The sequence below is a fragment of the Caballeronia arationis genome, assembly GCF_001544975.2.
Taxonomy (GTDB): Bacteria; Pseudomonadota; Gammaproteobacteria; order Burkholderiales; family Burkholderiaceae; genus Caballeronia; species Caballeronia arationis.
The window spans coordinates 1-25,551 of record NZ_FCOG02000030.1 but is presented as its reverse complement, the minus strand read 5'-3'; the positions used below and the strand labels follow the sequence as shown (position 1 = coordinate 25,551).

Annotated in this window: 38 protein-coding genes; 2 read left to right on the top strand and 36 right to left on the bottom strand. The window is 60.2% G+C overall.

All coding sequences use genetic code 11. From position 1 onward, the window contains the following. Positions 1–5 precede the first annotated feature (5 nt). From msrP to AWB81_RS19370, 4 genes are all read right to left on the bottom strand, one after another. The gene (gene msrP, locus AWB81_RS19385; RefSeq protein WP_062638224.1) at positions 6–995 is read right to left on the bottom strand and encodes a protein-methionine-sulfoxide reductase catalytic subunit MsrP; all 990 of its coding nucleotides are present in this window, start codon (positions 993–995) and stop codon (positions 6–8) included. A 169-nt stretch (positions 996–1,164) separates the two neighbouring features. Then, positions 1,165–2,391 (bottom strand): c-type cytochrome biogenesis protein CcsB, encoded by a 1,227-nt coding sequence (gene ccsB, locus AWB81_RS19380; protein ID WP_062638170.1) that lies wholly within the window; start codon positions 2,389–2,391, stop codon positions 1,165–1,167. A 4-nt stretch (positions 2,392–2,395) separates the two neighbouring features. Continuing rightward, positions 2,396–4,642 carry a cytochrome c biogenesis protein ResB gene (locus AWB81_RS19375; protein WP_062638169.1) on the bottom strand — a complete coding sequence of 749 codons (2,247 nt, stop codon included), beginning with the start codon at positions 4,640–4,642 and terminating at the stop codon, positions 2,396–2,398. 182 nt (positions 4,643–4,824) lie between these two features. Further along, the gene (locus AWB81_RS19370) at positions 4,825–5,481 is read right to left on the bottom strand and encodes a c-type cytochrome (RefSeq protein ID WP_062638168.1); all 657 of its coding nucleotides are present in this window, start codon (positions 5,479–5,481) and stop codon (positions 4,825–4,827) included. Positions 5,482–5,760: 279 nt separating this feature from the next. Here AWB81_RS19370 and yihA point away from each other — a divergent pair, with 279 nt between their 5' ends. Together yihA and hemB are read left to right on the top strand one after the other, a co-directional pair. Next, positions 5,761–6,423 (top strand): ribosome biogenesis GTP-binding protein YihA/YsxC, encoded by a 663-nt coding sequence (gene yihA / locus AWB81_RS19365; RefSeq protein WP_062638167.1) that lies wholly within the window; start codon positions 5,761–5,763, stop codon positions 6,421–6,423. Positions 6,424–6,688: 265 nt separating this feature from the next. After that, entirely contained in the window at positions 6,689–7,687 is a 999-nt protein-coding gene (hemB, locus tag AWB81_RS19360; protein WP_062638166.1) for a porphobilinogen synthase, read from the top strand. A 47-nt stretch (positions 7,688–7,734) separates the two neighbouring features. Here the strand turns inward: hemB and dsbD are convergent, their stop codons facing one another. From dsbD to AWB81_RS19200, 32 genes are all read right to left on the bottom strand, one after another. Beyond that, positions 7,735–9,582: a protein-disulfide reductase DsbD gene (gene dsbD, locus AWB81_RS19355; protein ID WP_087135069.1), complete on the bottom strand. Its 1,848-nt coding sequence runs from the start codon at positions 9,580–9,582 to the stop codon at positions 7,735–7,737. Next, positions 9,575–9,919, bottom strand: a complete 345-nt coding sequence (gene cutA / locus AWB81_RS19350; protein ID WP_200822522.1) for a divalent-cation tolerance protein CutA — start codon at positions 9,917–9,919, stop codon at positions 9,575–9,577. Before cutA ends, dsbD begins: the two co-directional genes overlap by 8 nt. Before the next feature lie 150 nt (positions 9,920–10,069). Continuing rightward, positions 10,070–10,465 carry a 50S ribosomal protein L17 gene (gene rplQ, locus AWB81_RS19345; RefSeq protein WP_062638165.1) on the bottom strand — a complete coding sequence of 132 codons (396 nt, stop codon included), beginning with the start codon at positions 10,463–10,465 and terminating at the stop codon, positions 10,070–10,072. 138 nt (positions 10,466–10,603) lie between these two features. Further along, positions 10,604–11,581 (bottom strand): DNA-directed RNA polymerase subunit alpha, encoded by a 978-nt coding sequence (locus tag AWB81_RS19340; protein WP_062638164.1) that lies wholly within the window; start codon positions 11,579–11,581, stop codon positions 10,604–10,606. Between the two features lie 124 nt (positions 11,582–11,705). Continuing rightward, positions 11,706–12,329, bottom strand: coding sequence for a 30S ribosomal protein S4 (gene rpsD, locus AWB81_RS19335; RefSeq protein WP_062638163.1), 624 nt, complete (start codon positions 12,327–12,329; stop codon positions 11,706–11,708). Positions 12,330–12,473: 144 nt separating this feature from the next. Continuing rightward, positions 12,474–12,878 (bottom strand): 30S ribosomal protein S11, encoded by a 405-nt coding sequence (rpsK, locus tag AWB81_RS19330; RefSeq protein ID WP_006052224.1) that lies wholly within the window; start codon positions 12,876–12,878, stop codon positions 12,474–12,476. 28 nt (positions 12,879–12,906) lie between these two features. Continuing rightward, positions 12,907–13,272 (bottom strand): 30S ribosomal protein S13, encoded by a 366-nt coding sequence (gene rpsM / locus AWB81_RS19325; RefSeq protein WP_062638162.1) that lies wholly within the window; start codon positions 13,270–13,272, stop codon positions 12,907–12,909. A gap of 41 nt (positions 13,273–13,313) precedes the next feature. Further along, positions 13,314–13,430 carry a 50S ribosomal protein L36 gene (rpmJ, locus tag AWB81_RS19320; protein WP_004199844.1) on the bottom strand — a complete coding sequence of 39 codons (117 nt, stop codon included), beginning with the start codon at positions 13,428–13,430 and terminating at the stop codon, positions 13,314–13,316. Between the two features lie 20 nt (positions 13,431–13,450). Further along, the gene (infA, locus tag AWB81_RS19315; protein ID WP_012734373.1) at positions 13,451–13,669 is read right to left on the bottom strand and encodes a translation initiation factor IF-1; all 219 of its coding nucleotides are present in this window, start codon (positions 13,667–13,669) and stop codon (positions 13,451–13,453) included. Positions 13,670–13,678: 9 nt separating this feature from the next. After that, positions 13,679–15,025, bottom strand: a complete 1,347-nt coding sequence (secY, locus tag AWB81_RS19310; RefSeq protein ID WP_062638161.1) for a preprotein translocase subunit SecY — start codon at positions 15,023–15,025, stop codon at positions 13,679–13,681. Positions 15,026–15,066: 41 nt separating this feature from the next. Beyond that, positions 15,067–15,501, bottom strand: coding sequence for a 50S ribosomal protein L15 (rplO, locus tag AWB81_RS19305; protein WP_062638160.1), 435 nt, complete (start codon positions 15,499–15,501; stop codon positions 15,067–15,069). A gap of 30 nt (positions 15,502–15,531) precedes the next feature. Next, positions 15,532–15,714, bottom strand: a complete 183-nt coding sequence (gene rpmD / locus AWB81_RS19300; RefSeq protein WP_035933051.1) for a 50S ribosomal protein L30 — start codon at positions 15,712–15,714, stop codon at positions 15,532–15,534. Between the two features lie 14 nt (positions 15,715–15,728). After that, the gene (gene rpsE, locus AWB81_RS19295; RefSeq protein WP_007180127.1) at positions 15,729–16,247 is read right to left on the bottom strand and encodes a 30S ribosomal protein S5; all 519 of its coding nucleotides are present in this window, start codon (positions 16,245–16,247) and stop codon (positions 15,729–15,731) included. A 14-nt stretch (positions 16,248–16,261) separates the two neighbouring features. Further along, positions 16,262–16,627, bottom strand: a complete 366-nt coding sequence (gene rplR / locus AWB81_RS19290; RefSeq protein ID WP_062638159.1) for a 50S ribosomal protein L18 — start codon at positions 16,625–16,627, stop codon at positions 16,262–16,264. Positions 16,628–16,639: 12 nt separating this feature from the next. Continuing rightward, a complete protein-coding gene (rplF, locus tag AWB81_RS19285; protein ID WP_062638158.1) occupies positions 16,640–17,173 on the bottom strand; it encodes a 50S ribosomal protein L6 in 534 nt (177 codons plus the stop codon). Between the two features lie 18 nt (positions 17,174–17,191). Next, a complete protein-coding gene (gene rpsH, locus AWB81_RS19280; RefSeq protein ID WP_062638157.1) occupies positions 17,192–17,587 on the bottom strand; it encodes a 30S ribosomal protein S8 in 396 nt (131 codons plus the stop codon). A gap of 14 nt (positions 17,588–17,601) precedes the next feature. Continuing rightward, on the bottom strand, positions 17,602–17,907 hold the full coding sequence (gene rpsN, locus AWB81_RS19275; protein WP_014192473.1) for a 30S ribosomal protein S14: 306 nt from the start codon (positions 17,905–17,907) through the stop codon (positions 17,602–17,604). Positions 17,908–17,914: 7 nt separating this feature from the next. After that, a complete protein-coding gene (gene rplE, locus AWB81_RS19270) occupies positions 17,915–18,454 on the bottom strand; it encodes a 50S ribosomal protein L5 (protein ID WP_035933066.1) in 540 nt (179 codons plus the stop codon). Between the two features lie 14 nt (positions 18,455–18,468). Then, positions 18,469–18,777 carry a 50S ribosomal protein L24 gene (gene rplX / locus AWB81_RS19265; protein ID WP_062638156.1) on the bottom strand — a complete coding sequence of 103 codons (309 nt, stop codon included), beginning with the start codon at positions 18,775–18,777 and terminating at the stop codon, positions 18,469–18,471. Between the two features lie 9 nt (positions 18,778–18,786). Next, on the bottom strand, positions 18,787–19,155 hold the full coding sequence (gene rplN / locus AWB81_RS19260; RefSeq protein ID WP_006052212.1) for a 50S ribosomal protein L14: 369 nt from the start codon (positions 19,153–19,155) through the stop codon (positions 18,787–18,789). Between the two features lie 288 nt (positions 19,156–19,443). Continuing rightward, the gene (rpsQ, locus tag AWB81_RS19255) at positions 19,444–19,716 is read right to left on the bottom strand and encodes a 30S ribosomal protein S17 (protein ID WP_035933074.1); all 273 of its coding nucleotides are present in this window, start codon (positions 19,714–19,716) and stop codon (positions 19,444–19,446) included. Continuing rightward, the gene (gene rpmC / locus AWB81_RS19250) at positions 19,713–19,907 is read right to left on the bottom strand and encodes a 50S ribosomal protein L29 (RefSeq protein ID WP_035933103.1); all 195 of its coding nucleotides are present in this window, start codon (positions 19,905–19,907) and stop codon (positions 19,713–19,715) included. The genes rpsQ and rpmC overlap by 4 nt, the downstream gene beginning before the upstream one ends. Before the next feature lie 10 nt (positions 19,908–19,917). Continuing rightward, positions 19,918–20,334, bottom strand: coding sequence for a 50S ribosomal protein L16 (gene rplP / locus AWB81_RS19245; RefSeq protein ID WP_031361576.1), 417 nt, complete (start codon positions 20,332–20,334; stop codon positions 19,918–19,920). 2 nt (positions 20,335–20,336) lie between these two features. Beyond that, positions 20,337–21,140: a 30S ribosomal protein S3 gene (gene rpsC / locus AWB81_RS19240; protein WP_062638155.1), complete on the bottom strand. Its 804-nt coding sequence runs from the start codon at positions 21,138–21,140 to the stop codon at positions 20,337–20,339. Positions 21,141–21,151: 11 nt separating this feature from the next. Beyond that, positions 21,152–21,481 carry a 50S ribosomal protein L22 gene (rplV, locus tag AWB81_RS19235; RefSeq protein ID WP_007730533.1) on the bottom strand — a complete coding sequence of 110 codons (330 nt, stop codon included), beginning with the start codon at positions 21,479–21,481 and terminating at the stop codon, positions 21,152–21,154. Positions 21,482–21,493: 12 nt separating this feature from the next. Beyond that, positions 21,494–21,769: a 30S ribosomal protein S19 gene (rpsS, locus tag AWB81_RS19230; RefSeq protein ID WP_035554748.1), complete on the bottom strand. Its 276-nt coding sequence runs from the start codon at positions 21,767–21,769 to the stop codon at positions 21,494–21,496. Between the two features lie 10 nt (positions 21,770–21,779). Then, positions 21,780–22,607, bottom strand: a complete 828-nt coding sequence (rplB, locus tag AWB81_RS19225) for a 50S ribosomal protein L2 (protein ID WP_062638154.1) — start codon at positions 22,605–22,607, stop codon at positions 21,780–21,782. Positions 22,608–22,609: 2 nt separating this feature from the next. Further along, positions 22,610–22,924 (bottom strand): 50S ribosomal protein L23, encoded by a 315-nt coding sequence (rplW, locus tag AWB81_RS19220; protein WP_060858186.1) that lies wholly within the window; start codon positions 22,922–22,924, stop codon positions 22,610–22,612. Continuing rightward, positions 22,921–23,541: a 50S ribosomal protein L4 gene (rplD, locus tag AWB81_RS19215; protein ID WP_062638153.1), complete on the bottom strand. Its 621-nt coding sequence runs from the start codon at positions 23,539–23,541 to the stop codon at positions 22,921–22,923. Before rplD ends, rplW begins: the two co-directional genes overlap by 4 nt. After that, a complete protein-coding gene (gene rplC / locus AWB81_RS19210; protein ID WP_062638152.1) occupies positions 23,541–24,200 on the bottom strand; it encodes a 50S ribosomal protein L3 in 660 nt (219 codons plus the stop codon). Before rplC ends, rplD begins: the two co-directional genes overlap by 1 nt. Before the next feature lie 187 nt (positions 24,201–24,387). Beyond that, positions 24,388–24,699, bottom strand: coding sequence for a 30S ribosomal protein S10 (gene rpsJ / locus AWB81_RS19205; protein WP_062638151.1), 312 nt, complete (start codon positions 24,697–24,699; stop codon positions 24,388–24,390). 138 nt (positions 24,700–24,837) lie between these two features. Further along, the coding region (locus AWB81_RS19200; protein ID WP_268811755.1) for an EF-Tu C-terminal domain-related protein at positions 24,838–25,551 on the bottom strand (714 nt) is incomplete at its 5' end.

Sequence of the window (25,551 nt, the reverse complement as noted above, 5' to 3'; positions counted from 1 at the left end):
TCCACTCAGAAGTTCTTCTTCAGATCCATGCCCTGATACAGCGACGCAACCTGATCGCCGTAACCGTTGAACATCAGCGTCTTGCGCTTCGGCTGGAAGAACCCGTCCTCACCGATGCGCCGCTCCGTCGCCTGACTCCAGCGCGGGTGATCGACTGTCGGATTCACGTTCGAATAGAAGCCGTATTCGCTCGGCGCGTAGGTGTTCCAGCTCGTCGGCGGCTGCTTTTCGACGAAGCGGATCTTCACCAGCGATTTCGCGCTCTTGAAACCATATTTCCAGGGCACGATCACACGAACCGGCGCGCCGTTCTGATTCGGCAGAACCTGTCCGTACAGGCCGACGGTGAGCAGCGTCAGCGGATTCATCGCCTCGTCCATGCGCAGGCCTTCGGAATACGGCCAGTCGAGGATTGGCGTGGAAAGCCCCGGCATCTGCGACGGATCGGCGAGCGTGATGAACTGCACGTACTTCGCGTTGCTCGTCGGTTCGACGCGCTTGATGAGTTCCGAAAGCGACACGCCGATCCACGGAATCACCATCGACCAGCCTTCCACGCAGCGCAGCCGGTACACGCGTTCCTCGAGCGGCGCGAGTTTCAGGATTTCATCGATGTCGTACACCTTCGGATTCTTGATCGCGCCTTCGACCGAAATCTTCCACGGCTTCGGCCGCAGCGAGTGCGCGTTCTGCACCGGGTCGCCCTTGTCGGTGCCGAACTCGTAGTAATTGTTGTACGACGTGATGTCCTTGAACGGCGTGACCTTGTCGGTGACGACGAATTTCGAATTCATCGTCGCCGCGAGCTTCTGGCCCTTCGCATCGGGCGAGGTCATCGCGGCAAAGGCTTCGCCGGTCGCGCCGACCAAACCCGTCGCCGCCATCGCGCCCATCGCCCGCAGCACGCGGCGGCGGTTCTCGAACACCTCGCGCGGCGTGATCTCGCTTCGCGCAATGTCGTCGCCGTAAAGCTGACGATCTCGTTTGATCCACATTTTGCTGCCCCTGGCCGGTTCCGCCGTCGCGCCGGGTCGGCGCGCGCGCATTCCCGATAGATATAAAGGTTGAACAGGCGTTCGGATGCGCCTATTCCGCGGACGGCGAAAAAAAAACCGCCAGCAAGATCTGCGTGACGGTTTTTTAGTCGGGTGGCGGCTCGCCGGATTACAGCTTGCCGTAGCTGTGCAGCCCCGAAAGGAACATGTTGACGCCGAGGAACGCGAACGTCGTGACGATTAGCCCCGTGAGCGCCCACCACGCAGCGGCGGCGCCGCGCAGGCCCTTCATCAGGCGCATGTGCAGCCACGCCGCGTAGTTCAGCCAGACGATCAGCGCCCAGGTTTCCTTCGGGTCCCAGCTCCAGTAGCCGCCCCAAGCCTCGGCGGCCCACAGCGCGCCGAGAATGGTCGCGATCGTGAAGAACGCGAAGCCCACCGCGATCGACTTGTACATGACGTCGTCGAGAACTTCGAGCGACGGCAGGCGGTCGGCCAGCACGCCGCGCTGCTTCGCGAGATACGCGACCGACACCATCGCCGACAGCGCGAAGCTGCCATAACCGATGAAGTTCGCCGGCACGTGGATCTTCATCCACCAGCTTTGCAGCGCCGGGACGAGCGGCTGGATCTGCTGCGCGTCGCGGGCAATCGAGTACCACATCAGGAAGCCGACCGCCGCGCCGATCACGAGCAGCACGAACGCGCCCATCGCGCGGGTGGCGTAATGCTGCTCGTAGTACAGGTAGAAGAGCGATGTGATCAGGCAGAACAGCACGAAGACTTCATACAGATTCGAGATCGGAATGTGACCGACGTCCGTGCCAATCAGATACGACTCGTACCAGCGCACCATCAGGCCGACGAAACCCATCAGCACCGCGACCCACGTCATGCGCGATCCGATCGCGCCACCCGTGGCAGAGCGCGACAGGAGGCCGATCCAGTAGAACACCGTCGCGAGGATGAACAGCGCGCTCATCCACAGGATGGCGGACTGGCTCGACAGGAAATACTTCAGGAAGAAGTTGGTGTCGGCGCGGGCGAGATCGGCGTGATAAAGCTGGATCGCCGAGAGCGACAGCAGTGCGATCATCGCGATCAGGAGCCGCACCGGCTTCCAGCGCCAGCCGAGCACGACGAAGGTCGGCACGGCTGCGATCAGCACCGCCTTGTCGTAGTAATCCATGAACGGGTAGTAGCGGTTCAGCGCGAAAACCGCGCCCGCCACCATCGCCAGTGCGAAAAGCCAGTCGAGCGCGCCGAGTTTCTTCAGGAACGGACGGTCGTCGAAAAGGGCCGCATCGACAGGACTCTGTGCGGGAGTTTGCGCCGGGTTTTGCACGCTACGCTGCGCTGCCGGAGTCGAACGTGAGGAAGCTTGAGTGAGAGCCATGATCTTACCGAGTTGATTCGTGCGAGCCGACGGATTCGGAGGGCGCGGCGGCGGGTTGCGACGCCGGGCCGCCGACGGCCTCGACCGTCTCGCCGGCCACGGCGACCGGCCTGCCGCCGAGCGTGGCAGCGACGGTGTCGCGCGTCTGGGCGAATTCCTTTTCGAAGTCGAGCGTTCTGCGCGCGGTGGACATTGCCATCAGGACCGTCGCGCCGCCCTCGTCTTTATCTTTGAGCCAGAACCAGAGCCGGCGTTCGCGGACGTAGAACATCGCGAAAATGCCGAGCACGAGCAGGAGGCTGCCAAGATACACCAGTTTTTTACCCGGCGCGCGCGTGAGCTGGAACACCGACGCCTGGATCTGCTTGAACGAATCCAGTTGCAGGAAAACCGGCGATCCGTACAGAAAGCTGTCGGAAAGCGCGTTGATCGACGATTGCACGAAAGCGGTCGTCTTTTCGTCGACCTTGGCTTCCGGCAGGCCGTTTTGTGCGCGCGCGATCTGCCACACGTCCCACGTCGCGCCTTCCAGCATGCGCAGCAGCAGACCCGCCGCCTTTTCTTGCTCGCCCTTCGGCACCGAGCGGTCAATGAAGCTCGCGATCGCCTGGAAGCCTCCATTCACCTGACCGTTCTGCGGCGCCGCGCCGGATTCGTCGGCGCCCGCGAAGAGATTCAGCACGCGAACGGCGCTCTCTTCCAGATGCTTCTGCAACTCGCCGCTCGACTGCGGCACCGAGCGCTGCGCAAAACGATGCGCCGCTTCGATGCGCGTTGCCGGCGTCGCGAGCGCCGCGCGCAGCAGCATCCACTGTTTGACGGAGTTCTGCTCGTCGGCGGGAATGCGCAGGTAGCGGAATGGATCGTTCGGACTCACGCGCATGCCGGCAAGGAACATCTGCTGGCCGCCCACGTCGACCGGCAGCATGTAGTTGTTGTATTCACGCGCCTGCCCGTCCGTGCCGCGCACCTTGTACTGCACCGACGGCCCGACATTACGCAGGTCGTTCGGTTTCGACGTTTTCGCGCCCGAACCGAGGCGCTCATCGAAAGCCTGCTTGAGCGAATGCGTCTGGCCGACGCCGCGTGCATCGATCTCGCCGCTCCCGTTCGTGACGTTCTCGACGTTGATCGCGCGGAAATCGGTGAATTCGACCGTGTCGCCCTTTGCACCGATCATCTGCGAACTGATCGGCGCCGTGCCGCCGATCGCGCCGTTGAACGGCATCGTCTTGGGGCTTTCGCCGGACATCGGCCAGGCGGTCATTTCGAGCTTCGAGCCGCCGTCCTGGAAACTCGACTGGTAAATGGAGATGCCGTCGTAGGTGAACGGCTTGTTCACTTCGATGCGCGCCGGAATGCGCTTGCCGGTCGCGTGATCCGTCACCACGATATCGCTCGCGAAGAGCTTCGGCATGCCGGTCGAGTAGTAATCGACGATGAACTTGTCGAGCTGGATCGAGAACGGCAGGTCCTGAATCAGCGATCCGTCCTGCTGGTTCAGGATCGCCGTGCCGACGTATTGCCCCTCGGGCACCCACGCGTAGCCGCGAAACGTCGGATTAGTCGAGGAAAGGCGGTGTTCCGGCGGGATGTCGTTGATGACGGCGTTCGTGCTGACCGGCGTCTTGTTGAAGAGCCACATTTGCAGCTTGATCGGCAGGTTGCTGTCGAGCAGCCCGCCGAGGCAGATCACGACAATCGCCAGATGCGCCGAGATATACCCGAGTTTCGTGAGCGCCCCGCGCTTGGCCGCGATCAGCGTTGCGCCGCTTTCGGTCTCGCGCGTGACGAGCTTGTAGCCGAGTTTCGCCGACAGCCGTTGCAAGGTCGCGGACGTCTCGGCGCGGTTCGTCGTCACCGCGAATTCGCCCTTGTGATGGAACGCGCGCAGGCTGCCTTCGCGCACGCGGTCCTTCCAGCTCTTCATGTCGGCGATCATCTTCGGGCCGTTGCGGATCACGCACAGCGACACCGAGATCACCAGGAAGATCATGATCACCATGAACCACCACGCGCTGTACACGGTGTAGAGGCTCAGGCCGCGGAAGATGGTGGCCCAGAACGGACCGAACTGGTTGACGTAGTTCGGGTACGGATCTTCCTGCGTGAGGACCGTGCCGATGATGCTCGCGATGGCAAGCACGACGAGCAGGGCAATCGCGAAACGCATCGAACTGACGAGTTCGACGAAATGCCTGACAGCCCGACGACTCGACTTCGACTGCATTCCCGAGGTGGTGACGCTCATTCAAACTCCGACTGGACAGCAAAAAAGGGTGGAGACGCCAGCGGTCATTGACCGACGTCCCACCCTTTTCTTGTTTGCGCCGGTCTCGTCGGACCGGCTTCATAATATGGGCGATTGCTGCGCGATCGGTTGTCGCGCGGCGGATCGCTGGACGCTCTTCGACGCGTGATGCCTAACTCAACTTAATGCAAACCTGCGATGTAGTCCGAGACCGCCTTGATCTCGGCATCGGTAAGGCGCAGCGAGATCGTGTGCATCGGCTCGCTGTTGTTGCGCGTGCCCTGTGCGAACGCGGTCAGCTGCGCCGCGGTGTAGTCGCCCCACTGCCACGACAGCCGCGGATACTGCACCGGAATACCCATGCCGGCGGCGCCGTGACAGGCCGCGCACGCGGGCACGCCCTTGTCCGCGATGCCGCCGCGGTAGATCTTCTGGCCGAGCGCGACGGTGTTCTTGTCGCGCGCGAAGCCCGGCTTGGTTTTCTGCGACGCGAAGTAAGCCGCGACGTTGACCGCATCCTGATCCGACAGCGCGCTCGCGATGCCCGCCATGATCGGGTTGTTGCGCGCCGGCGCCTTTGCGCCCGGCTGCGTCTTGTAATCCTTCAACTGCTTGACGATGTATTCGGCATGCTGGCCCGCGAGCTTCGGAAACGCCGCGCCGGCGCTGTTGCCGTCCGCCGCGTGACACGCGGCACATACCTGGGTTGCGATTGCCTGTCCCCGGTTCAAATCCGGTTTTGCAGGCTGGGCGGGCTCTGCCGCTTGTACTGACACTGCCAATCCACCGAACGTTGCTGCAACTTGAAGCACCATCAGAGACTTGTACAGTCGGTTCATTCGCGTACCCTGTTTTTCGTCTTGTGAGAATGTGAGGTTCTGCAAAAAACGACGGCGACCTTTTTTCGCCACAAGACACCCGAACGAAGGGCTCGAAAAATGCCCGAAAATCCGTCCCGCTCCTTATCTGGCTTGGGTCTTGCGCGCCCTTGCTGGTCTTCGGAAAACCGCCGTATTGTACAATAACCCGCTAATCGCAAAGACGCCAGTCGGGGCGAGCCCAGTATTTACGGGGTTCTCAAGGCTTGGGTTCTCACAGCTTTCTCAATCGGCCCGCCAATGTCATTCCTGCTCCATCAAGCCCGCTTCTTCACGACGGTCAATCATCTGCGCGATCTGCCGCCCACGCCGCAGCCCGAAATCGCCTTCGCCGGACGCTCGAACGCGGGCAAGTCAACCGCGATCAACATCCTGTGCAATCAGAAACGGCTGGCTTTCGCGAGCAAGACGCCGGGACGCACACAGCATATCAATTACTTCTCGGTGGGGCCGGCCGATGCGCCCGTCGCGCATATCGTCGACTTGCCCGGTTACGGCTATGCCGAAGTGCCCGGCGCCGCGAAAGCGCACTGGCAGCAACTGCTCTCCACCTACCTGCAAAGCCGCGCCCAGCTTTGCGGGATGATCTTGATGATGGATTCGCGCCGGCCGCTGACCGAACTCGATCAGATCATGATCGACTGGTTCGCGCCGACCGGTAAGCCGATCCACGCGCTCCTCACCAAATGCGACAAATTGACGCGACAGGAGATGACCAACGCCCTGCGCGCGACGAAGAAATCGTTCGCGGACTACAAGGCGGCGGGGTATCGAGGGGAGCTGACCGTGCAACTCTTTTCGGCGCTCAAGCGCACCGGGATCGAAGAGGCGCACGAGCTGATCGAAAGCTGGCTGATCCCTGAAGCGGCGGGCGAGAGCGAAGCCGAGGACGCGGCGCAGTGAACGCGCGCTTTTCATGTGAAAAGCGGCCGCACATAAAAAAACCCGCCGCATGACGGCGGGTCAAACAGCCTAATCGAATAACGACAGGCACCCGCTCAGGGAGGAGAAGCGGGGAGTTCAGCGCAAAGCGCCTAGCTCGATCGGTATGATATACCATTGTCTTGAAAAGTTTCTGGACGGACCCGCGCGGCACAGCCAGCAAGGCTTCTAGCCAGATCGCGCCGCGTCTCCCGCCATCAATCGAATCCCCCACGCCGACAAAATCATGAGTTTCTATCCGCATCACCGTCCGCGCCGCATGCGCCACGACGACTTCTCGCGCCGCCTGATGCGCGAAAACATCCTCACCACGAACGACCTGATCTACCCGGTTTTCATCGTCGAGGGCACGAATGTGCGGCAGGCCGTGCCGTCGATGCCCGGCGTCGAGCGCACGTCCGTCGATCTGCTGATGAAAGTGGCCGAGCAATGCGTCGAACTGGGCGTGCCGGTGCTGTCGCTTTTCCCGGCGATCGAGCCGTCGCTGAAGACGCCCGACGGTCGCGAGGCGACCCACGCCGAAGGGCTGATTCCGCGCGCCGTGCGCGAGCTAAAGAAGAATTTTCCCCAACTGGGCGTGCTCACCGATGTCGCGCTCGACCCGTACACAAGCCACGGCCAGGACGGCGTGCTTGACGAAGATGGCTACGTGAAGAACGACGAAACGAGCGAGATCCTCGTCGATCAGGCGCGTACGCAAGCTGAAGCGGGTGTCGATATCGTCGCACCGTCGGACATGATGGACGGGCGCATCGGCGCGATTCGCGAGATGCTGGAAAGCGAAGACCACATCCACACGCGCATCATGGCCTACGCCGCGAAGTTCGCATCCGCGTTCTACGGACCGTTCCGCGATGCGGTCGGCTCGGCTGCGAATCTCGGCAAGGGCAACAAGATGACCTATCAGATGGACCCGGCGAACTCCGACGAAGCCTTGCGCGAAGTGCGCATGGACATCGAGGAAGGCGCGGACATGGTGATGGTCAAGCCCGGCATGCCGTATCTCGACATCGTGTATCGCGTGAAGGAGGAATTCCGCTTTCCGACCTATGCGTATCAGGTGAGCGGCGAATACGCGATGATCAAGGCCGCTACCCAGAACGGCTGGCTCGATCACGACAAGGCGATGATGGAATCGCTACTCGCGTTCAAGCGCGCGGGCGCGGATGGCGTGCTGACGTATTTTGCGCTCGACGCCGCGCGGATCCTGCGGGCATCGAAGTAACGGTTTGGGATTGAAAAAAAGGCGATGCCGTTGGCATCGCCTTTTTTTTAGGTGGTCGGTGCTGTGCCGAGTTTTTCCATGCTCTTCAGGAATTTCTCCGGCGACTCGTATCCAATAACGCGCGCCTTTTCATTGCCTTGGGCGTCGAAAAAGATGATTCCCGGCGGGCCGAACAGCTTGAAGCGCTTGAGAAGAGCCTGGTCGTCGGTGTTGTTCGCGGTGACGTCGGCGCGCAAAAGGTTTAACTGCGCGAGGCGGGCTCGCACGCGCGGGTCGCTGAACGTCAGATGCTCCATCTCCTTGCAGGACACGCACCAGTCGGCGTAGAAGTCCAGCATCGCCGGCCGGGCGGCAGCCTTCACCGCGAGGTCGAGTTCCGTCGACGAGCGCACCGATGCGAATGTCGGGCCTTGCGCCTGCTGCGTGGCGCCGCCGCCGTTACCGCGCGCGGCAAATACGGCGAGCGGACGCAACGGATCGGTCGAACCGGCAGCGAGGCCCACGAGCAGCGTCGCGGCCCAGATCGCGAGTGCCGCGCCGAGGCCACGGCCAAGCCGTCGCCAGATCGTCAGGGACGCCGCGCCCGCCGCGAAAAGGCCGAGCGCCGCCGCCGAGATCAGCAGCCACAGTGCCGCGAGCAGCATCTGCGCGACGCCGCCCAGCACGGGCCAAACGATCCATAAGGCCGCCCCCAGCAGCACGACGCCGAAAAAGACCTTAACGCCGTCCATCCACGAACCGGCGCGCGGCAGCAAGGTGCCGGCACCCAGTCCGATGACGAGCAGCGGCACGCCGAGCCCGACGCCCATGGAGAACAACGCGGCGGCCCCCAACACTGCGCTGCCGGTATGCGCGACGAAGGCGAGCACGGCGAAGAGCGGCGCCGTCATGCATGCACCCACGACCAGCGCCGACAATGCGCCCATCGCCGTCACGGCGGCGAACTTCCCGCCGGAACGCTTCTGCGACGCCGCATTGACGCCGCTCTGCCAGCGCTCGGGCAGCGCGATGTCATAGCCTGCGATAAGCGTCAGCGCGAATGCCGTCAGGAGCACGCCGAACGTGCCGAGCACCCACGGATTCTGCAACCACGCGCCGAGACTCTGCCCGACGAGCGCAGCCGCGACACCCAGCGCCGTATAGACGAGCGCCATCCCGAAAACATAGGCCGCCGACAGCGCAAACCCGCGCGCCCGTGTGACACGCGCGCCCTCGCCGATGATGATCGCCGACAGGATCGGAATCATCGGATATGAGCACGGCAGAAGGCTCAGGACGATGCCCGCGACGAAATACAGTCCGACGACCGCGAAAAAGCCGCCGCCTTCCAGCAGCGATTGCGCGTAATCCGCGTTTGTAGCGCGGTCGTACCAGGGTGCGTCCGAAGGCGTGCCGGTGCGCGGCGGCGGAGCGGTGGCGTCGGCCGCCTGAAGCGCCGCGCCGCTTACGCGGTACACGCGCTCCATCGGCGGGTAGCAGATGCCCTGATCGGCGCAGCCCTGCGACGTAACGGCGATATCGAACGGCCCGCTCGCCTGCTTCACCGCGATACGAATGACAAGGTCGCCGCGGTAAGTTTCGACGTCTTTGTTGAACGTCTGATCGAAGTGGACTTTGCCGGCCGGCAACTGCGGGTCGCCGAGCGTCGCCGTGCCGTCTTTCGTGGCGAATGCAAACCGCTCGCGATACATGTAGTAGCCGTCCGCGATCTTGTAACGCACCTCGATCTCGCCGGGACGTTCGGTCGCGCTGAACTTGAACGCGACAGCCGGATCGAGGAAATCGTCCGCCGCGCGCGCGATACCCGACGCACCGAGCAGCAGGACGCAACATGAGAGCAGACAGGCAACTGCAGCGAAGACGCGACGCGCGACGGCGCCAGAAGACTTAAACATGAAGAGGACGTGAAGTTTCCGCAATGACCCACTGCCCGTAGCCCTGCGATGCTTCGGCCTGCCACGAGAGAATTTCGGGTGTTTCGTAGGGATGGTTCGAAGCAATGAAGCGCCGCAGTTCGTCGCTTCGGGCGATCGAGGTCTTGAAGAGCATCTGGATTTCTTCGGCCGCTTCCACCTGCCCTTGCCAGTGATAACGAGAGCGGACGGCGCCGTATTCCGTCACACATGCTGCGAGCCGGGCGTCGAGCGCTTTTTGCGCGAGAACGCTGGCCGCGGCGGCATCGGGCAACGTCGTCAGGATCAGGACAACCGGCGGGTTCACTTCAGGCTTCATCGCGTTCGAGTGCGGTTGAAAAAGGGTTATGCGCCTATCGTAGCACCGACGCCGCATGCCCATCTCGGGCGCCGACCGCGTTGGACGCCCGGCCTGCAAAACGAAAAAGGCCAAGCAGAGCTTGGCCTTTTCATACTTGCGGAAGCGCGCTTATTCAGCTTCTTGCACTTCGTCGGCATCCGCGACTTCCGGACGGTCCATCAACTGGACGAGTGCCATCGGTGCGTTATCGCCGACGCGGAAACCGAACTTCAGGATGCTCAGGTAGCCACCCGGACGGCTCGCGTAGCGCGGGCCGAGCACGTCGAACAGCTTCGCGACGGAATCGCGATCGCGCAGGCGGTTGAACGCCAGACGACGATTTGCCAGTGACGGCTTCTTGCCGAGCGTGATCAGCGGCTCGACGACTTTACGGAGTTCCTTCGCCTTCGGCAGCGTCGTCTTGATGACTTCGTGCTCGATCAGCGAATTCGACATGTTACGGAGCATTGCCAGACGGTGGCTGCTCGTGCGGTTCAGTTTCCGCAAACCATGCTTATGGCGCATTTTCAGTTCCTATCACTTAAGTTTTGATCCAGCTCTTCTATTGCGTCCAGATGACGCACGGGCCGGTCGAGAAAAAAGGCAAGACGCGGATTTTAAAGGAAAATCCGCGTCTTGACCAGTTGCACGTACAGCGCTGCCTTACTTGTCGAGACCAGCCGGCGGCCAGTTTTCGAGCTTCATGCCGAGTGTCAGGCCGCGCGAAGCCAGGACTTCCTTGATTTCGTTCAGCGACTTGCGACCCAGATTCGGCGTCTTAAGCAGTTCGTTTTCCGTGCGCTGGATCAGATCGCCGATGTAGTAGATGTTCTCGGCCTTCAGGCAGTTCGCCGAGCGAACCGTGAGTTCCAGATCATCCACCGGGCGCAGCAGGATCGGATCGATCTGCGGCGCGCGCGACGGCGCTTCCGCCGCTGCTTCGGTGCCTTCCAGTGCAGCGAAGACCGACAACTGATCGACCAGGATACGCGCCGACTGACGGATCGCTTCCTCGGGCGAAATGACGCCGTTGGTTTCGATGTTCATCACGAGCTTGTCGAGGTCCGTACGCTGTTCGACACGCGCGCTTTCGACGGCGTAGCTCACGCGGCGAACCGGCGAGAACGACGCGTCCAGCACGATACGACCGATGATCTTGGCCGACTCCTCGCCATAGCGACGCACATTGCCCGGCACATAGCCGCGGCCCTTTTCGATCTTGATCTGAACGTCGAGCTTGCCGCCCTTCGACAGATGCGCAATCACGTGCTCGGGATTGATGACCTCGCAGTCGTGCGCGAGTTCGATATCGCCGGCCGTGACGACGCCTTCGCCTTCCTTGCGCAGCGTGACGGTCACTTCGTCACGGTTGTGCAGCTTGAAGACAACGCCCTTCAGGTTCAACAGCAGGTTGACCACATCCTCTTGCACACCGTCGAGCGTCGAATATTCATGCACGACGCCTGCGATCGTCACTTCGGTCGGCGCGTAGCCCACCATCGACGACAGCAGCACACGCCGAAGCGCGTTACCCAAGGTGTGGCCGTAACCGCGTTCGAACGGCTCCATGACCACCTTCGCGTGGCTTTCGCCAAGCGATTCAACTGCAATAATCTTGGGCTTCAACAAACTGGTTTGCATAGGTTTTCCTTTTCAATACCCTCGGCTCGTTACACCGATAAGGCTGACCGGTAACAACCTGAAAATAAACAGCCGAGGCTACCCCTTGCCTTCGGCAATCAGGGTCCCCCGGCCGCTAATCCGATTACCGCGAATACAATTCGACGATCAGGCTTTCGTTGATGTCGCCAGCGATGTCGCTGCGTTCCGGCATTGCCTTGAACGTGCCTTCGAACTTCTTGGCATCAACCGAAACCCAGCTCGGCATGCCGCCTTGTTCAGCCAGCGAAAGCGCTTCGACGATGCGAGCCTGCTTGCGCGACTGCTCACGCACGGCAACCACGTCGCCCGCCTTCACTTGCAACGACGGGATATTCGCGACCTGGCCATTCACCGTGATCGACTTGTGGCTCACGAGCTGACGTGCTTCTGCGCGCGTCGAGCCGAAACCCATGCGATACACGACGTTGTCGAGACGCGATTCGAGCAATTGCAGCAGGTTTTCACCCGTCGGGCCCTTGCGGCGATCGGCTTCGGCGAAGTAACGACGGAACTGGCGCTCGAGCACGCCGTAGATGCGCTTAACTTTTTGCTTTTCGCGCAACTGCGTGCCGTAGTCGGACGTACGAGCACCCGACGTGCGGCCGTGCTGACCAGGCTTGCTATCGAGCTTGCACTTGTCAGCGAGCGAACGACGTGCGCTCTTCAGGAAGAGGTCAGTGCCTTCACGGCGGGACAGCTTGGCTTTAGGACCGGTATAGCGTGCCACTTTGCATCCTTAAAAATTGATCACGCGGACTTCCATCCGCGCTAGTCCGAACCCTCTGGGCCGAACGGTGGGCTTAGTCAAATTCATAACGCAAGCATCCCGCCGGCGCGCTAGCACCAGCAGGAGGTTTGCGGCAGCGACGCCTTAGATACGACGGCGCTTCGGCGGACGGCAGCCGTTGTGCGGGACCGGCGTCACGTCGGAGATCGCGGTGATCTTGATACCAAGACCATGCAACGCGCGCACCGCCGATTCGCGACCAGGGCCAGGGCCCTTGATCCGCACTTCGAGGTTCTTCACGCCGTATTCCATCGCCACGCGGCCAGCCGATTCGGCTGCGACCTGAGCTGCAAACGGCGTCGACTTACGCGAGCCCTTGAAACCCTGGCCACCCGACGTCGCCCAGGCAAGCGCGTTGCCTTGACGATCGGTGATCGTGATGATGGTGTTGTTGAACGACGCGTGAACGTGAACCACGCCCTCGGCGACGTTCTTCTTGACCTTCTTGCGAACGCGTTGCGCCGCGGAGTTGTTCGAAGCCTTAGCCATTACGTTTTCCTGTAACTGTCAGTTCCGCTTACTTCTTCAGCGATTGCGCTGCACGACGCGGACCCTTGCGCGTACGGGCATTGGTGCGCGTACGCTGGCCGCGCATGGGCAGCCCCTTGCGATGGCGCACGCCGCGGTAGCAGCCCAGATCCATCAGGCGCTTGATGTTCATCGTCACTTCACGACGCAGGTCGCCTTCGACGATGAACTTGCCCACTTCGTCACGCAGCTTTTCGAGGTCTGCGTCGGTGAGGTCCTTGACCTTCTTCGAAAATTCCACACCAGAAGCGACACAGATGCCGCGAGCGCGCGTGCGTCCGACACCGAAGATAGCCGTCAGGCCGATTTCGGTATGCTGGTGATTCGGGATGTTAACCCCTGCGATACGAGCCATTGTTTTTCCTCAAACAAAAAGCGCAAGCAAAAGCGCGGCGTTCAGCCTTGACGCTGTTTGTGGCGCGGATCAGAGCTGCAAATCACGCGCACAACGCCCTTGCGCTTGATGATCTTGCAATTGCGGCAAATGCGCTTAACCGATGCCATCACTTTCATGATATTACCCTTTTTTCAAATCACTTCGCCCGGAACACGATCCGCGCACGAGACAGATCGTAAGGCGTCAATTCAACCGTAACTTTGTCGCCCGGTAGGATGCGGATGTAGTGCATCCGCATCTTCCCGGAAATATGCCCCAGCACCACATGGCCATTTTCCAACTTCACCCGGAAAGTAGCGTTGGGGAGGTTTTCTACAACCTCACCCTGCATCTGGATTACATCGTCTTTGGCCATAGTCCTTAATTAGCGCATCGGGACGTTGCCGCCCTTGAAGTTGGCCTTCTTAAGCAGCGACTCATACTGTTGCGACATAACGTACGACTGCACCTGCGCCATGAAGTCCATCGTGACGACGACAATGATCAGCAGCGACGTTCCACCAAAATAAAACGGCACGTTCCAGCGCAATACCAAGAACTCAGGCAGCAAGCACACAAACACGATGTAGATCGCACCGGCCAGCGTCAGGCGCGTCAGGATGCGGTCGATATACCGTGCGGTCTGGTCGCCCGGGCGGATCCCAGGAACGAATGCGCCGCTTTTCTTCAAGTTGTCGGCCGTCTCCCTGCTGTTGAACACCAGCGCGGTGTAGAAGAAGCAGAAGAACACGATCGCCAACGCGTACAGCAACACGTACACGGGCTGACCCGGCTTCAAAGCCTCGGCCACGTTGTGCAGCGTGTTTGCGAACCAGCCGGTCCGCGTACCCGAACTGAACCAGTTCAAGATGGTTGCCGGGAAGAGGATGATCGACGATGCAAAAATCGGCGGAATCACACCCGACATGTTCAGCTTCAGCGGCAAATGCGAAGACTGACCGCCGTAAATCTTGTTACCGACCTGGCGCTTTGCGTAATTGACGAGGATCTTGCGCTGACCGCGTTCGATGAACACAACCAGATACGTGACCGCCGCAATCAACACCACGATGATGATCGCCGAGATGATGCTCATCGAACCGGTGCGAACCAGCTCGAACAGCCCACCGATCGCATTCGGGAAACCCGCCGCGATACCGCCGAAGATGATGATCGAAATGCCGTTGCCGAGACCGCGCTCCGTGATCTGCTCACCCAGCCACATCAGGAACATCGTGCCCGTCACCAGCGTGACGACCGTCGTGAGACGGAAAACCATGCCAGGATCCAGCACCAGCGCCGGCTGATTCTCCAGCGCAACGGCGATGCCAAACGCCTGGAACGTCGCGAGAACCACCGTGAAGATCCGCGTGTACTGCGTGATCTTGCGTTGTCCCGCTTGTCCTTCCTTCTTCAGCGCCTCCATTTGCGGCGACACGATCGACATCAACTGCATGATGATCGACGCCGAAATGTAGGGCATGATGCCCAGCGCAAAAATCGTGAACCGCGACAACGCGCCACCCGAGAACATGTTGAACATGCCAAGGATGCCGCCCGACTGGCTCTGGAACAGCTTCGCCAGTTGGTCCGGGTCGATACCCGGCACCGGAATATGCGCGCCGATACGGTAGACGACCAGCGCCAGCAGCAGGAACACTGCACGCCGACGCAGATCACCGAACTTCGCCGCGCTTCGACCGGGTTTTGCGAGACTCGGGCTGTTAGCCAAGAACCTTCTCCGATGCTATTGCTAGTAACGGCAAAAGCGCGTTACTCGGCGAACGAGCCGCCAGCGGCTTCGATTGCAGCACGGGCGCCTTTTGTAGCACCGAGGCCCTTCACCGTGATCTTGCGCTTCAGCTCGCCGGTCTTGATGATCTTCGCGCTCTTGATGAGCTCGCCGACCAGACCCGCTTGCTTCAGTGCCAGCAAATCGATTTCGTCGACCGGCAGTGCTTCCAGATCCGACAGGCGCACTTCCCCGACGAATTCCTTCGTCAGCGAGGTGAAGCCACGCTTCGGCAGACGGCGTTGCAGCGGCATTTGACCGCCTTCGAAGCCGACCTTGTGGAAGCCGCCCGAACGCGACTTCTGACCCTTGTGACCGCGACCAGCGGTCTTGCCCAGGCCAGAGCCGATACCGCGACCGACGCGACGCTTTGCGTGCTTCGCGCCTTCTGCCGGCTTCAGGTTATTCAATTCCATATTCAACTCCTTGAATCCCTAGTCAGCCGCTCAGTTGATGACCTTAACAAGGTACGAGACCTTGTTGATCATTCCGCGAACTGCCGGCGTATCCTGCAGTTCGCTGACCGAGTTGAGTCGGCGCAGGCCCAAGCCACGCACCGTTGCACGGTGCGATTCGCGGGTCCCAATCAGGCTCTTGACGAGCTGAACCTTGACAGTTTTATCAGACATGGTGACCTCGAGGCTTAGCCCAAAATATCTTCGACGGACTTGCCGCGCTTCGCCGCGATGTCACCCGGGGTCGACTGCTTGCGCAGACCGTCGAGCGTCGCACGAACGAGGTTGTACGGGTTCGTCGAGCCGTGGCTCTTCGCCACCACGTTTTGCACGCCCATTACGTCGAACACTGCGCGCATCGGGCCGCCAGCGATCACGCCCGTACCGTCCTTCGCCGGAGCGAGGAGGACTGCGGATGCGCCGTGCTTACCGTGCACTTCGTGTTGCAGCGTACCGTTCTTGAGCGGCACCTTGAACATGTTGCGGCGGGCTTGTTCCATTGCCTTCTGAACAGCAACCGGAACTTCCTTTGCTTTGCCCTTGCCCATGCCGATGCGGCCGTCACCGTCGCCGACCACGGTCAGTGCGGCAAAACCGAGAATCCGGCCGCCCTTCACCACCTTGGTCACGCGGTTGACCGAGATCATCTTTTCGCGCAGGCCGTCGTCGCGTTCGTCAGCCTGAACTTTCGCTTGCATCTTTGCCATGACGAATTCTTCCCTTAGAACTTGAGCCCGGCTTCGCGCGCGGCATCAGCCAGCGCTTTCACGCGGCCGTGGTAGCGGAAACCCGAGCGGTCAAAGGCGACGGATTCGACGCCGGCAGCCTTCGCCTTTTCAGCAATACGCTTGCCGATCAGGGTCGCAGCGTCGACGTTGCCGCCCTTGCCCGACTTGTCGGCCAGTTCGGCACGCACTTCAGCTTCCAGCGTCGACGCGCTTGCGAGCACCTTGGTGCCGCACGGCGAGAACACTTGCGCATAGATATGCGTGTTCGTGCGATGCACGGCGAGACGCGCGACCTGCAGTTCAGCGATCTTGACACGCGTCTGACGAGCGCGGCGCAGGCGAGATTGAGTCTTATCCATGATTGCGCACCCTTACTTCTTCTTCGTTTCTTTGAGGATAACGACCTCGTTGGCATAGCGCACGCCCTTGCCCTTATAGGGCTCCGGCGGACGGTAACCGCGCACTTCCGCAGCTACTTGGCCAACTTTCTGCTTGTCGATCCCCTTGATCACGATTTCGGTTTGCGACGGAGTTTCAGCCTTGACGCCTTCCGGCATCTGGTGCACCACGGGGTGCGAGAAACCCAGCGACAGATTCAGCTTGTCGCCTTGCGCTTGTGCGCGGTAACCGACGCCAACCAGCGTCAGCTTGCGCTCGAAACCCTTCGTCACGCCGTTCACCATGTTCGCAACGAGTGCGCGCATCGTGCCCGACATCGCGTTCGCTTCGCGGCTTTCATCAGCCGGCGCGAAGTTGAGCGTGCCGTTTTCGTTTGCTACCTTCACCAGCGGATTGCCCGCCTGGGAAATCGTGCCCAGCGGACCCTTCACGGTGATGACATCGCCGCTCAGGGCCACTTCGGCGCCTTGCGGCAGCGCGATCGGGCTCTTACCTACTCGAGACATGTTTCTTCTCCTTTTCGGTTAAGCGACGTAGCAGATGACTTCGCCGCCGACGCCAGTCTGGCGCGCCTTGCGATCGGTCATCACACCCTTCGGCGTCGAGACGATTGCAACGCCCAGGCCATTCATCACCTGAGGAATGTCGTTGCGACCGCGGTACACACGCAGACCAGGCTTCGACACGCGCTCGAGGCGTTCGATAACCGGGCGGCCAGCGTAGTACTTCAACGCGATGTTCAATTCCGACTTCGCACCTTCAGCCTTCACCGCGAAATCGTCGATATAACCTTCGTCCTTCAAAACCTGCGCAATCGCAACCTTGACTTTCGACGAGGGCATAGTCACCGAAACCTTCTCGACCATCTGCGCGTTGCGGATGCGAGTCAGCATATCGGCGATAGGATCACTCATGCTCATTTACGTTTCTCCTATTACCAGCTCGCCTTGGTCAGGCCAGGGATTTCGCCGCGGAAAGCGATTTCGCGAATCTTGCTGCGCGCCAGTCCGAATTTACGGAACGTGCCACGCGGACGACCCGTGATCGCGCAGCGGTTGCGCTTGCGAGTGGGGTTCGAATTACGCGGCAGTTGTTGCAAAGCCAGGCGAGCGAGATAACGCTCTTCATCCGACTTGCTCGCGTCGTCGATCACAGCTTTCAGTTCAGCGCGCTTGGGAGCGTACTTGGCTGCGAGGCGTGCACGCTTCTTTTCACGTTCGATCAGTGCCAGTTTAGCCACGGTAACCTCAGTTTCTGAACGGGAACTTGAAGCTGGCGAGCAGTGCCTTTGCTTCGTCGTCAGTCTTCGCAGTTGTCGTGATGCTGATGTTCAGCCCACGCAGCGCGTCGATCTTGTCGTAGTCGATTTCGGGGAAAATGATCTGCTCTTTCACACCGATGTTGTAGTTGCCGCGACCGTCGAACGCACGACCCGACACGCCACGGAAGTCACGCACACGCGGGAGCGCAACCGTCACGAAACGATCGAGGAATTCGTACATGGCCTGACCGCGCAGCGTAACCATCGCGCCGATCGGATAACCCTGACGAATCTTGAAGCCAGCGATTGCCTTGCGTGCCTTCGTGATCACCGGCTTCTGGCCAGCGATCTTCGTCAGGTCGCCAACGGCGTTTTCGATGATCTTCTTGTCGGCGACGGCTTCCCCAAGACCCATGTTCAGGGTGATCTTGGTGATGCGCGGCACTTCCATGATGGACTTGTAACCGAACTTCTCGACGAGGCCGGGTACAACCTTCTCTTTATAAAATTCTTGCAGACGAGCCATTTTTTAACTCCGCGTCAGGCGTTGAGCGTGGCGCCCGTCGACTTCAAGAAGCGAACCTTCTTGTCGCCTTCGACCTTGATGCCCACTCGCGACGCCTTGCCATTCGCGTCGACCAATGCGACGTTCGAAATATGCAGCGGCATCGTTTTGGCTTCCACACCGCCCGTCGTACCCTTCATCGGGTTCGGCTTCACGTGCTTCTTGACGAGATTGATACCCTCGACCGTCACACGATCTTCCCCAACGGCCAGCACGACACCGCGCTTGCCTTTGTCCTTGCCGGTGATGACGATGACTTCGTCACCCTTGCGAATCTTGTTCATCGCGACTCCTTACAGCACTTCCGGCGCGAGCGAAACGATCTTCATGAATCGTTCGCTACGCAGTTCACGCGTGACCGGCCCAAAAATACGCGTGCCGATGGGTTCGAGCTTCGCGTTCAAAAGAACGGCGGCATTGCCGTCGAACTTGATCAGCGAGCCGTCCTGGCGGCGCACGCCCTTGGCCGTACGAACGACCACAGCGTTGTAAATTTCGCCCTTCTTCACGCGTCCGCGCGGCGTTGCTTCCTTGACGGTCACCTTGATGATGTCGCCAATGCTAGCGTAACGACGCTTCGAGCCGCCGAGCACCTTGATGCACATGACTTCACGCGCACCCGTGTTGTCGGCCACTTCAAGCCGAGTTTCGGTCTGGATCATGGTTTATCTTTCCCAACTTAATCCGATTGCACCACCATGGCGCATCCGGTCAGTCTTGGTCCCGTCAGCCAATCGGCTGCTTGGGTTAGAACAGGCAGCGAGGGCAGACGAAACCCGCCATCGCAATCCGGTGAATCTGTCGATACGGGCATGGCGCCCGAACCGGCTTCCCCCACCAACTTCGCCCGCGACGGGGCTCCCACAAAGAGGGAAGACCGAGATTATAACTCATAATCCCGGCCTTGCAAGCGAAAGTTACTGCGATACTGCTTTTACCGCATCTGGCGCTTAGATCACGCGAGCCGCTTCGAGCAACTTCGACACAACCCAGGCTTTCGTCTTCGAAATCGGACGCGTTTCCTGGATCTCGACGAGATCGCCTTCGTTGTACGTGTTCGCGTCGTCATGCGCGTGATACTTCTTCGAACGCACGACGTACTTGCCGTAGATCGGATGCTTCACACGGTGCTCGACCAGCACGGTGACCGTCTTGTCCATCTTGTTGCTGACGACCTTGCCGACCAGCGTCCGCTTGAGCGAGGTTTTTACGCTATCGTTCATTTCTGGTTCGCCTTCTCAGTCAGGACGGTCCGCACACGTGCGATGTCGCGACGAACCTTCTTCAGCTGGCTCGTGTTCGTGAGCTGCTGCGTCGCGAGTTGCATGCGCAGGCCGAATTGCGCCTTCAGCAGGTCCGTCAGCTCTTTGTTGAGCGCGGCCTGGTCTTTCTGGTGAAGTTCAGAAGCCTTCATCATTCACTCCTTAGGCGCCGAGCTGGCGCGAAACGAAGTACGTCTTCAGCGGCAGTTTGGCTGCAGCCAGACGGAACGCTTCGCGTGCCAGTTCTTCGGTAACACCGTCCATTTCGTACAGCATCTTGCCCGGTTGAATCTCTGCGACGTAGTACTCAGGGTTACCCTTACCGTTACCCATCCGTACTTCAGCCGGCTTTTGCGAGATCGGCTTGTCCGGGAAAATGCGGATCCAGATACGGCCGCCGCGCTTGATGTGGCGCGTCATTGCACGACGCGCCGCTTCGATTTGACGCGCGGTCAAACGGCCGCGACCGATAGCCTTCAGACCGTATTCACCGAACGACACGGCATTGCCGCGCGTCGCCTTGCCGGTGTTACGACCCTTTTGCTCTTTGCGATACTTTCTGCGTTTCGGTTGCAGCATCGTTATTCTCCAGTCTTCCCGTCACCGGCACCGCCGGCACGACGAGGAGCGCCACGGCGTGCACCTGCCGGGCCACCACCTTCACCATCGCGACGCGGACGGCGATCGCCACCCGGACGTGCGTTGCGGCGCGGACGCTTGTCTTCGGTCACTTCTTCGACCACCGGTGCATCGTTGCGGCCCAGCGTGTCGCCCTTGTAGACCCACACCTTCACGCCGATGATGCCGTACGTGGTTTTCGCTTCCGACGTTGCGTAATCGATATCGGCACGCAGCGTATGGAGGGGCACGCGACCTTCGCGATACCACTCGGTACGAGCGATTTCGATGCCGTTCAGACGGCCCGCGCTCATGATCTTGATGCCTTGGGCACCCAGACGCATGGCGTTTTGCATTGCACGCTTCATCGCGCGGCGGAACATGATCCGGCGCTCGAGCTGTTGCGTGATCGAATCGGCGATCAGTTGCGCGTCGGTTTCCGGCTTGCGGATTTCTTCGATGTTGACGTGAACCGGAACGCCCATGCGCTTCTGCAGTTCCGACTTCAACAGTTCGATGTCTTCGCCCTTCTTGCCGATCACAACACCCGGACGCGAGCTGTAAATCGTGATGCGCGCGTTCTTCGCCGGACGCTCGATGACCACCCGACCAACCGAAGCGTTCTTCAGCTTCTTCTTCAAGTATTCACGAACACCGATGTCTTCCTGCAGCATCGACGCGAAATTGTTGTTGTTCGCGTACCAACGCGACGCCCAATTCCGGCTGACGGCCAAGCGGAAGCCTGTCGGATGAATTTTCTGTCCCATCGTATGGCTCCTTAATTCCCGACCGTCACAGTGATGTGACAGGATTGCTTCTCGATGCGGTTACCACGGCCTTTTGCGCGCGCGGTAAAACGCTTCAGCGATGCAGCCTTGTCGACGTAGATGCTCGTGATCTTGAGCTCGTCGATATCGGCGCCTTCGTTGTGCTCCGCATTAGCGATCGCAGACAGCACGACCTTCTTGACGATACCCGCCGCCTTCTTCGGCGAGAACGTCAGAACGTTCAGCGCCTTGTCGACCGGCAAACCACGGATCTGGTCAGCCACAAGGCGCGTCTTCTGCGCCGAGATGCGGGCACCGCGATGAATAGCTTTTACTTCCATCTTGATAGCCCCTTATTTCTTGGCCTTCTTGTCGGCTGCATGACCCTTGAACGTACGGGTCAATGCAAACTCGCCAAGCTTGTGGCCGACCATGTTTTCCGACACATACACCGGAACGTGTTGACGGCCGTTATGTACGGCAATCGTCAGACCGATGAAATCCGGCAGAATCGTCGAACGACGCGACCAGGTTTTGATCGGCTTCTTGTCACGCGAAGCTGCAGCCGCCTCAACTTTCTTCAGCAAATGGGCGTCGCAGAACGGACCTTTTTTAACAGAACGTGCCATTGCCTACTCCTTAGCGCTTGTGACGGCGCTGGACGATCATCGTCGTCGTGCGCTTGTTGCTGCGGGTACGATAACCCTTCGTCGGCGTGCCCCACGGGCTCACCGGATCGCGACCTGCTGCCGTCTTACCTTCACCACCACCGTGCGGGTGATCGACCGGGTTCATTGCAACGCCGCGCACCGTCGGGCGGATACCGCGCCAGCGGTTCGCGCCAGCCTTGCCGATTTGACGGAGGCTATGCTCTTCGTTGCCCACTTCACCGATCGTCGCGCGGCACTCGATGTGCACGCGGCGGATTTCGCCCGAGCGCAGACGAACCTGCGCGTAGGTGCCTTCGCGAGCCAGCAGCATCGCCGACGTCCCAGCCGAACGCGCGATCTGCGCGCCCTTGCCGGGCAGCATTTCGATGCAGTGAATCGTCGTACCAACCGGGATGTTGCGGATCGGCAGCGTGTTGCCTGCGCGGATCGGTGCTTCCGAACCCGACATCAGTTGCTGGCCAACGATCACACCCTTCGGAGCGATGATGTACTTGCGCTCGCCGTCTGCGTACAGAACCAGCGCGATGTTCGCGCTACGGTTCGGGTCGTACTCGAGACGTTCGACCTTTGCCGGAATGCCGTCCTTGTTGCGACGGAAATCGACGAGGCGGTAATGCTGCTTGTGACCACCACCCTTGTGACGGGTCGTGATGCGGCCGTTGTTGTTACGGCCGGCGGTCGTGGACTGCGAGTCGAGCAGCGCTGCGTGCGGCTTGCCCTTGTACAGATCCTTGTTGACCACCTTGACCATCGCGCGGCGGCCCGGCGAAGTCGGCTTAACTTTTACGATTGCCATGATTACTTGGCCTCCGCTTCAAAGTTGATTTCCTGGCCGGGCTTCAAGCAGACGTACGCCTTCTTCACATCCTTGCGCTTGCCCATGAAGCGGCCAAAGCGCTTGGCTTTACCCTTCGTGACCAGCACGTTGACGGAATTGACTTCCACCTTGAACAGCAGCTCGACAGCAGCCTTCACTTCCTGCTTCGTGGCATCGGGCGCGACTTCGAACACGACTTGCTCGTTCTTGTCGGCCACCAGCGTCGCCTTTTCGGAGACCACCGGCGCGAGCAGGACCTGCATCAAACGATGATCGTTCTTGCGAATCTCGCTCATGACAGCAACTCCTCGATCTGGGCGACCGCAGCCTTCGTAATCAGGACTTTCTTGAAGTAGATCAACGAGAGCGGGTCGGCGTAACGCGGCTCGACAACTGCCACATGGGCGAGGTTGCGCGACGCGAGGTACAGGTTTTCGTCGACCGTATCGGTAATCACCAACACGGAGTCGAGACCCATCGCCTTGAATTTGTCGGCCAACAACTTGGTCTTCGGCGCTTCGAGCGTCAGCTCGTCGACCACCGAAATACGGCCTTCACGGGCCAACTGCGAGAAGATCGAGCAGAGACCTGCGCGATGCATCTTCTTGTTGACCTTGTGCGAAAAGTTTTCTTCCGGCGAATTCGGGAAGATACGGCCACCGCCGCGCCACAACGGGCTCGACGACATACCGGCACGAGCGCGGCCCGTACCCTTTTGACGCCACGGCTTCTTGGTCGTGTGCTTGACTTGCTCACGGTCCTTCTGCGCGCGGTTGCCGCTGCGTGCGTTGGCTTGATAAGCCACGACGATCTGATGGATCAGGGCTTCGTTGTAATCGCGACCGAACACGACGTCCGATGCGTTCACGCCTGCGCCTTCCTGACCATTGGCATTCAGGAGCTTAAGTTCCATTATTTCGCTCCTTTCACAGCGCGCGTCTTGACAGCCGGCGTCACGAAAACCTTGCCGCCCTTGGCGCCAGGAACGGCACCGCGAACCAGCAGCAGATTGCGGTCGGCGTCGATACGAGCGATCACGAGGTTCTGAACCGTAACGGTATCGTCGCCCATGTGACCCGTCATGCGCTTACCCGGGAAAACACGACCCGGATCCTGCGCCATACCGATCGAACCCGGAACGTTGTGCGAACGCGAGTTACCATGCGATGCGCGGCCCGATGCGAAGTTGTAGCGCTTGATGGTACCGGCGTAGCCCTTACCGATCGACACGCCTTGCACGTCGACTTTCTGGCCAACTTCGAAGAGATCCGTACCGATCACTGCGCCGTTCGACAACTCGGCAGCCTTCGCGGCATCGATTTGAAATTCTTTGAGGACTTCACCGGCTTGAACGCCGGCTTTGGCAAGGTGACCTGCCAACGGCTTCGTCACGCGCGATGCGCGGCGAGTACCGAATGCAACCTGAACGGCGGTATAACCATCCGTTTCAACGGTCTTGATCTGCGTCACGCGGTTGTCCGACACGTCCAGTACGGTGACGGGAATCGAATCCCCCTCAGGCGTAAAGATACGGGTCATGCCAACCTTGCGACCTACGAGTCCAAGGCTCATCGTTTTCTCCATTCCCAACTGCGATTGGTCGGGGCTGATTTACAAAATGCCGGCTCTCCTCGCGAAGATTTGAGCCAGCTTTTTTGCGCAAATGCGCGAAAAGCCTTGAAGTATAACAAGGCTTTTCGTTTTCCGCAAGCAATCAAAGACTTAGCGTCGCCAGGCGCGCCCGGCGACGGGTGCAACCTTACTGCAGCTTGATTTCCACGTCGACGCCAGCCGGCAGGTCGAGCTTCATGAGCGCGTCGACGGTCTTGTCCGTCGGATCGACGATGTCCATCAGGCGTTGGTGCGTACGAATTTCGAGCTGATCGCGCGACGTCTTGTTGACGTGCGGCGAACGCAGGATGTCAAAGCGTTGGATGCGGGTCGGCAGCGGCACCGGACCACGAACGATTGCGTCAGTCCGCTTCGCGGTATCGACGATTTCGGCTGCCGATTGATCGATCAAACGATAGTCGAAAGCCTTCAGGCGAATGCGGATTTTCTGGTTCTGCATGACGATTCCTTGAAAAAGAGCGAGGCGGTATTGCGCCGCCGATTTGGTAAAAGAGCGTGAGGCCGGGCATCCGCTTAGGGAGGACGCCCGGCCCCGGGCACGTTACTTCTTACATCAACTCCAGGCAAGAGTTCGATTTTACTCGAGAATCTTCGCCACGACACCCGCGCCGACTGTACGGCCGCCTTCGCGGATGGCGAAGCGCAGGCCTTCTTCCATCGCGATCGGGTTGATCAACTTCACCGTGATCGACACGTTGTCGCCCGGCATGACCATTTCCTTGTCCTTCGGCAACTCGATCGAACCCGTTACGTCCGTCGTGCGGAAGTAGAACTGCGGGCGATAGTTGTTGAAGAACGGCGTATGACGACCGCCTTCGTCCTTCGACAGAACATACACCTCTGCCGTGAAGTGCGTGTGCGGGTTGATCGAACCCGGCTTGGCCAGAACCTGACCACGCTCGACGTCTTCACGCTTCGTGCCGCGCAGCAGAATACCGACGTTGTCGCCCGCTTGACCTTGGTCAAGCAGCTTGCGGAACATTTCCACGCCCGTGCAGGTCGTCTTCACCGTCGGCTTGATACCGACGATTTCGATTTCCTCGCCAACCTTCACCACACCGCGCTCGATACGGCCCGTCACCACCGTGCCGCGACCCGAGATCGAGAACACGTCTTCCACCGGCATCAGGAACGCGCCGTCAACTGCGCGCTCCGGCGTCGGAATGTACGTGTCCAGTGCGTCGGCCAGGTTCATGATCGCCACTTCGCCCAGCTCGCCCTTGTCGCCTTCCAGCGCGAGCTTGGCCGAACCCTTGATGATCGGCGTGTCGTCGCCCGGGAAGTCGTACTT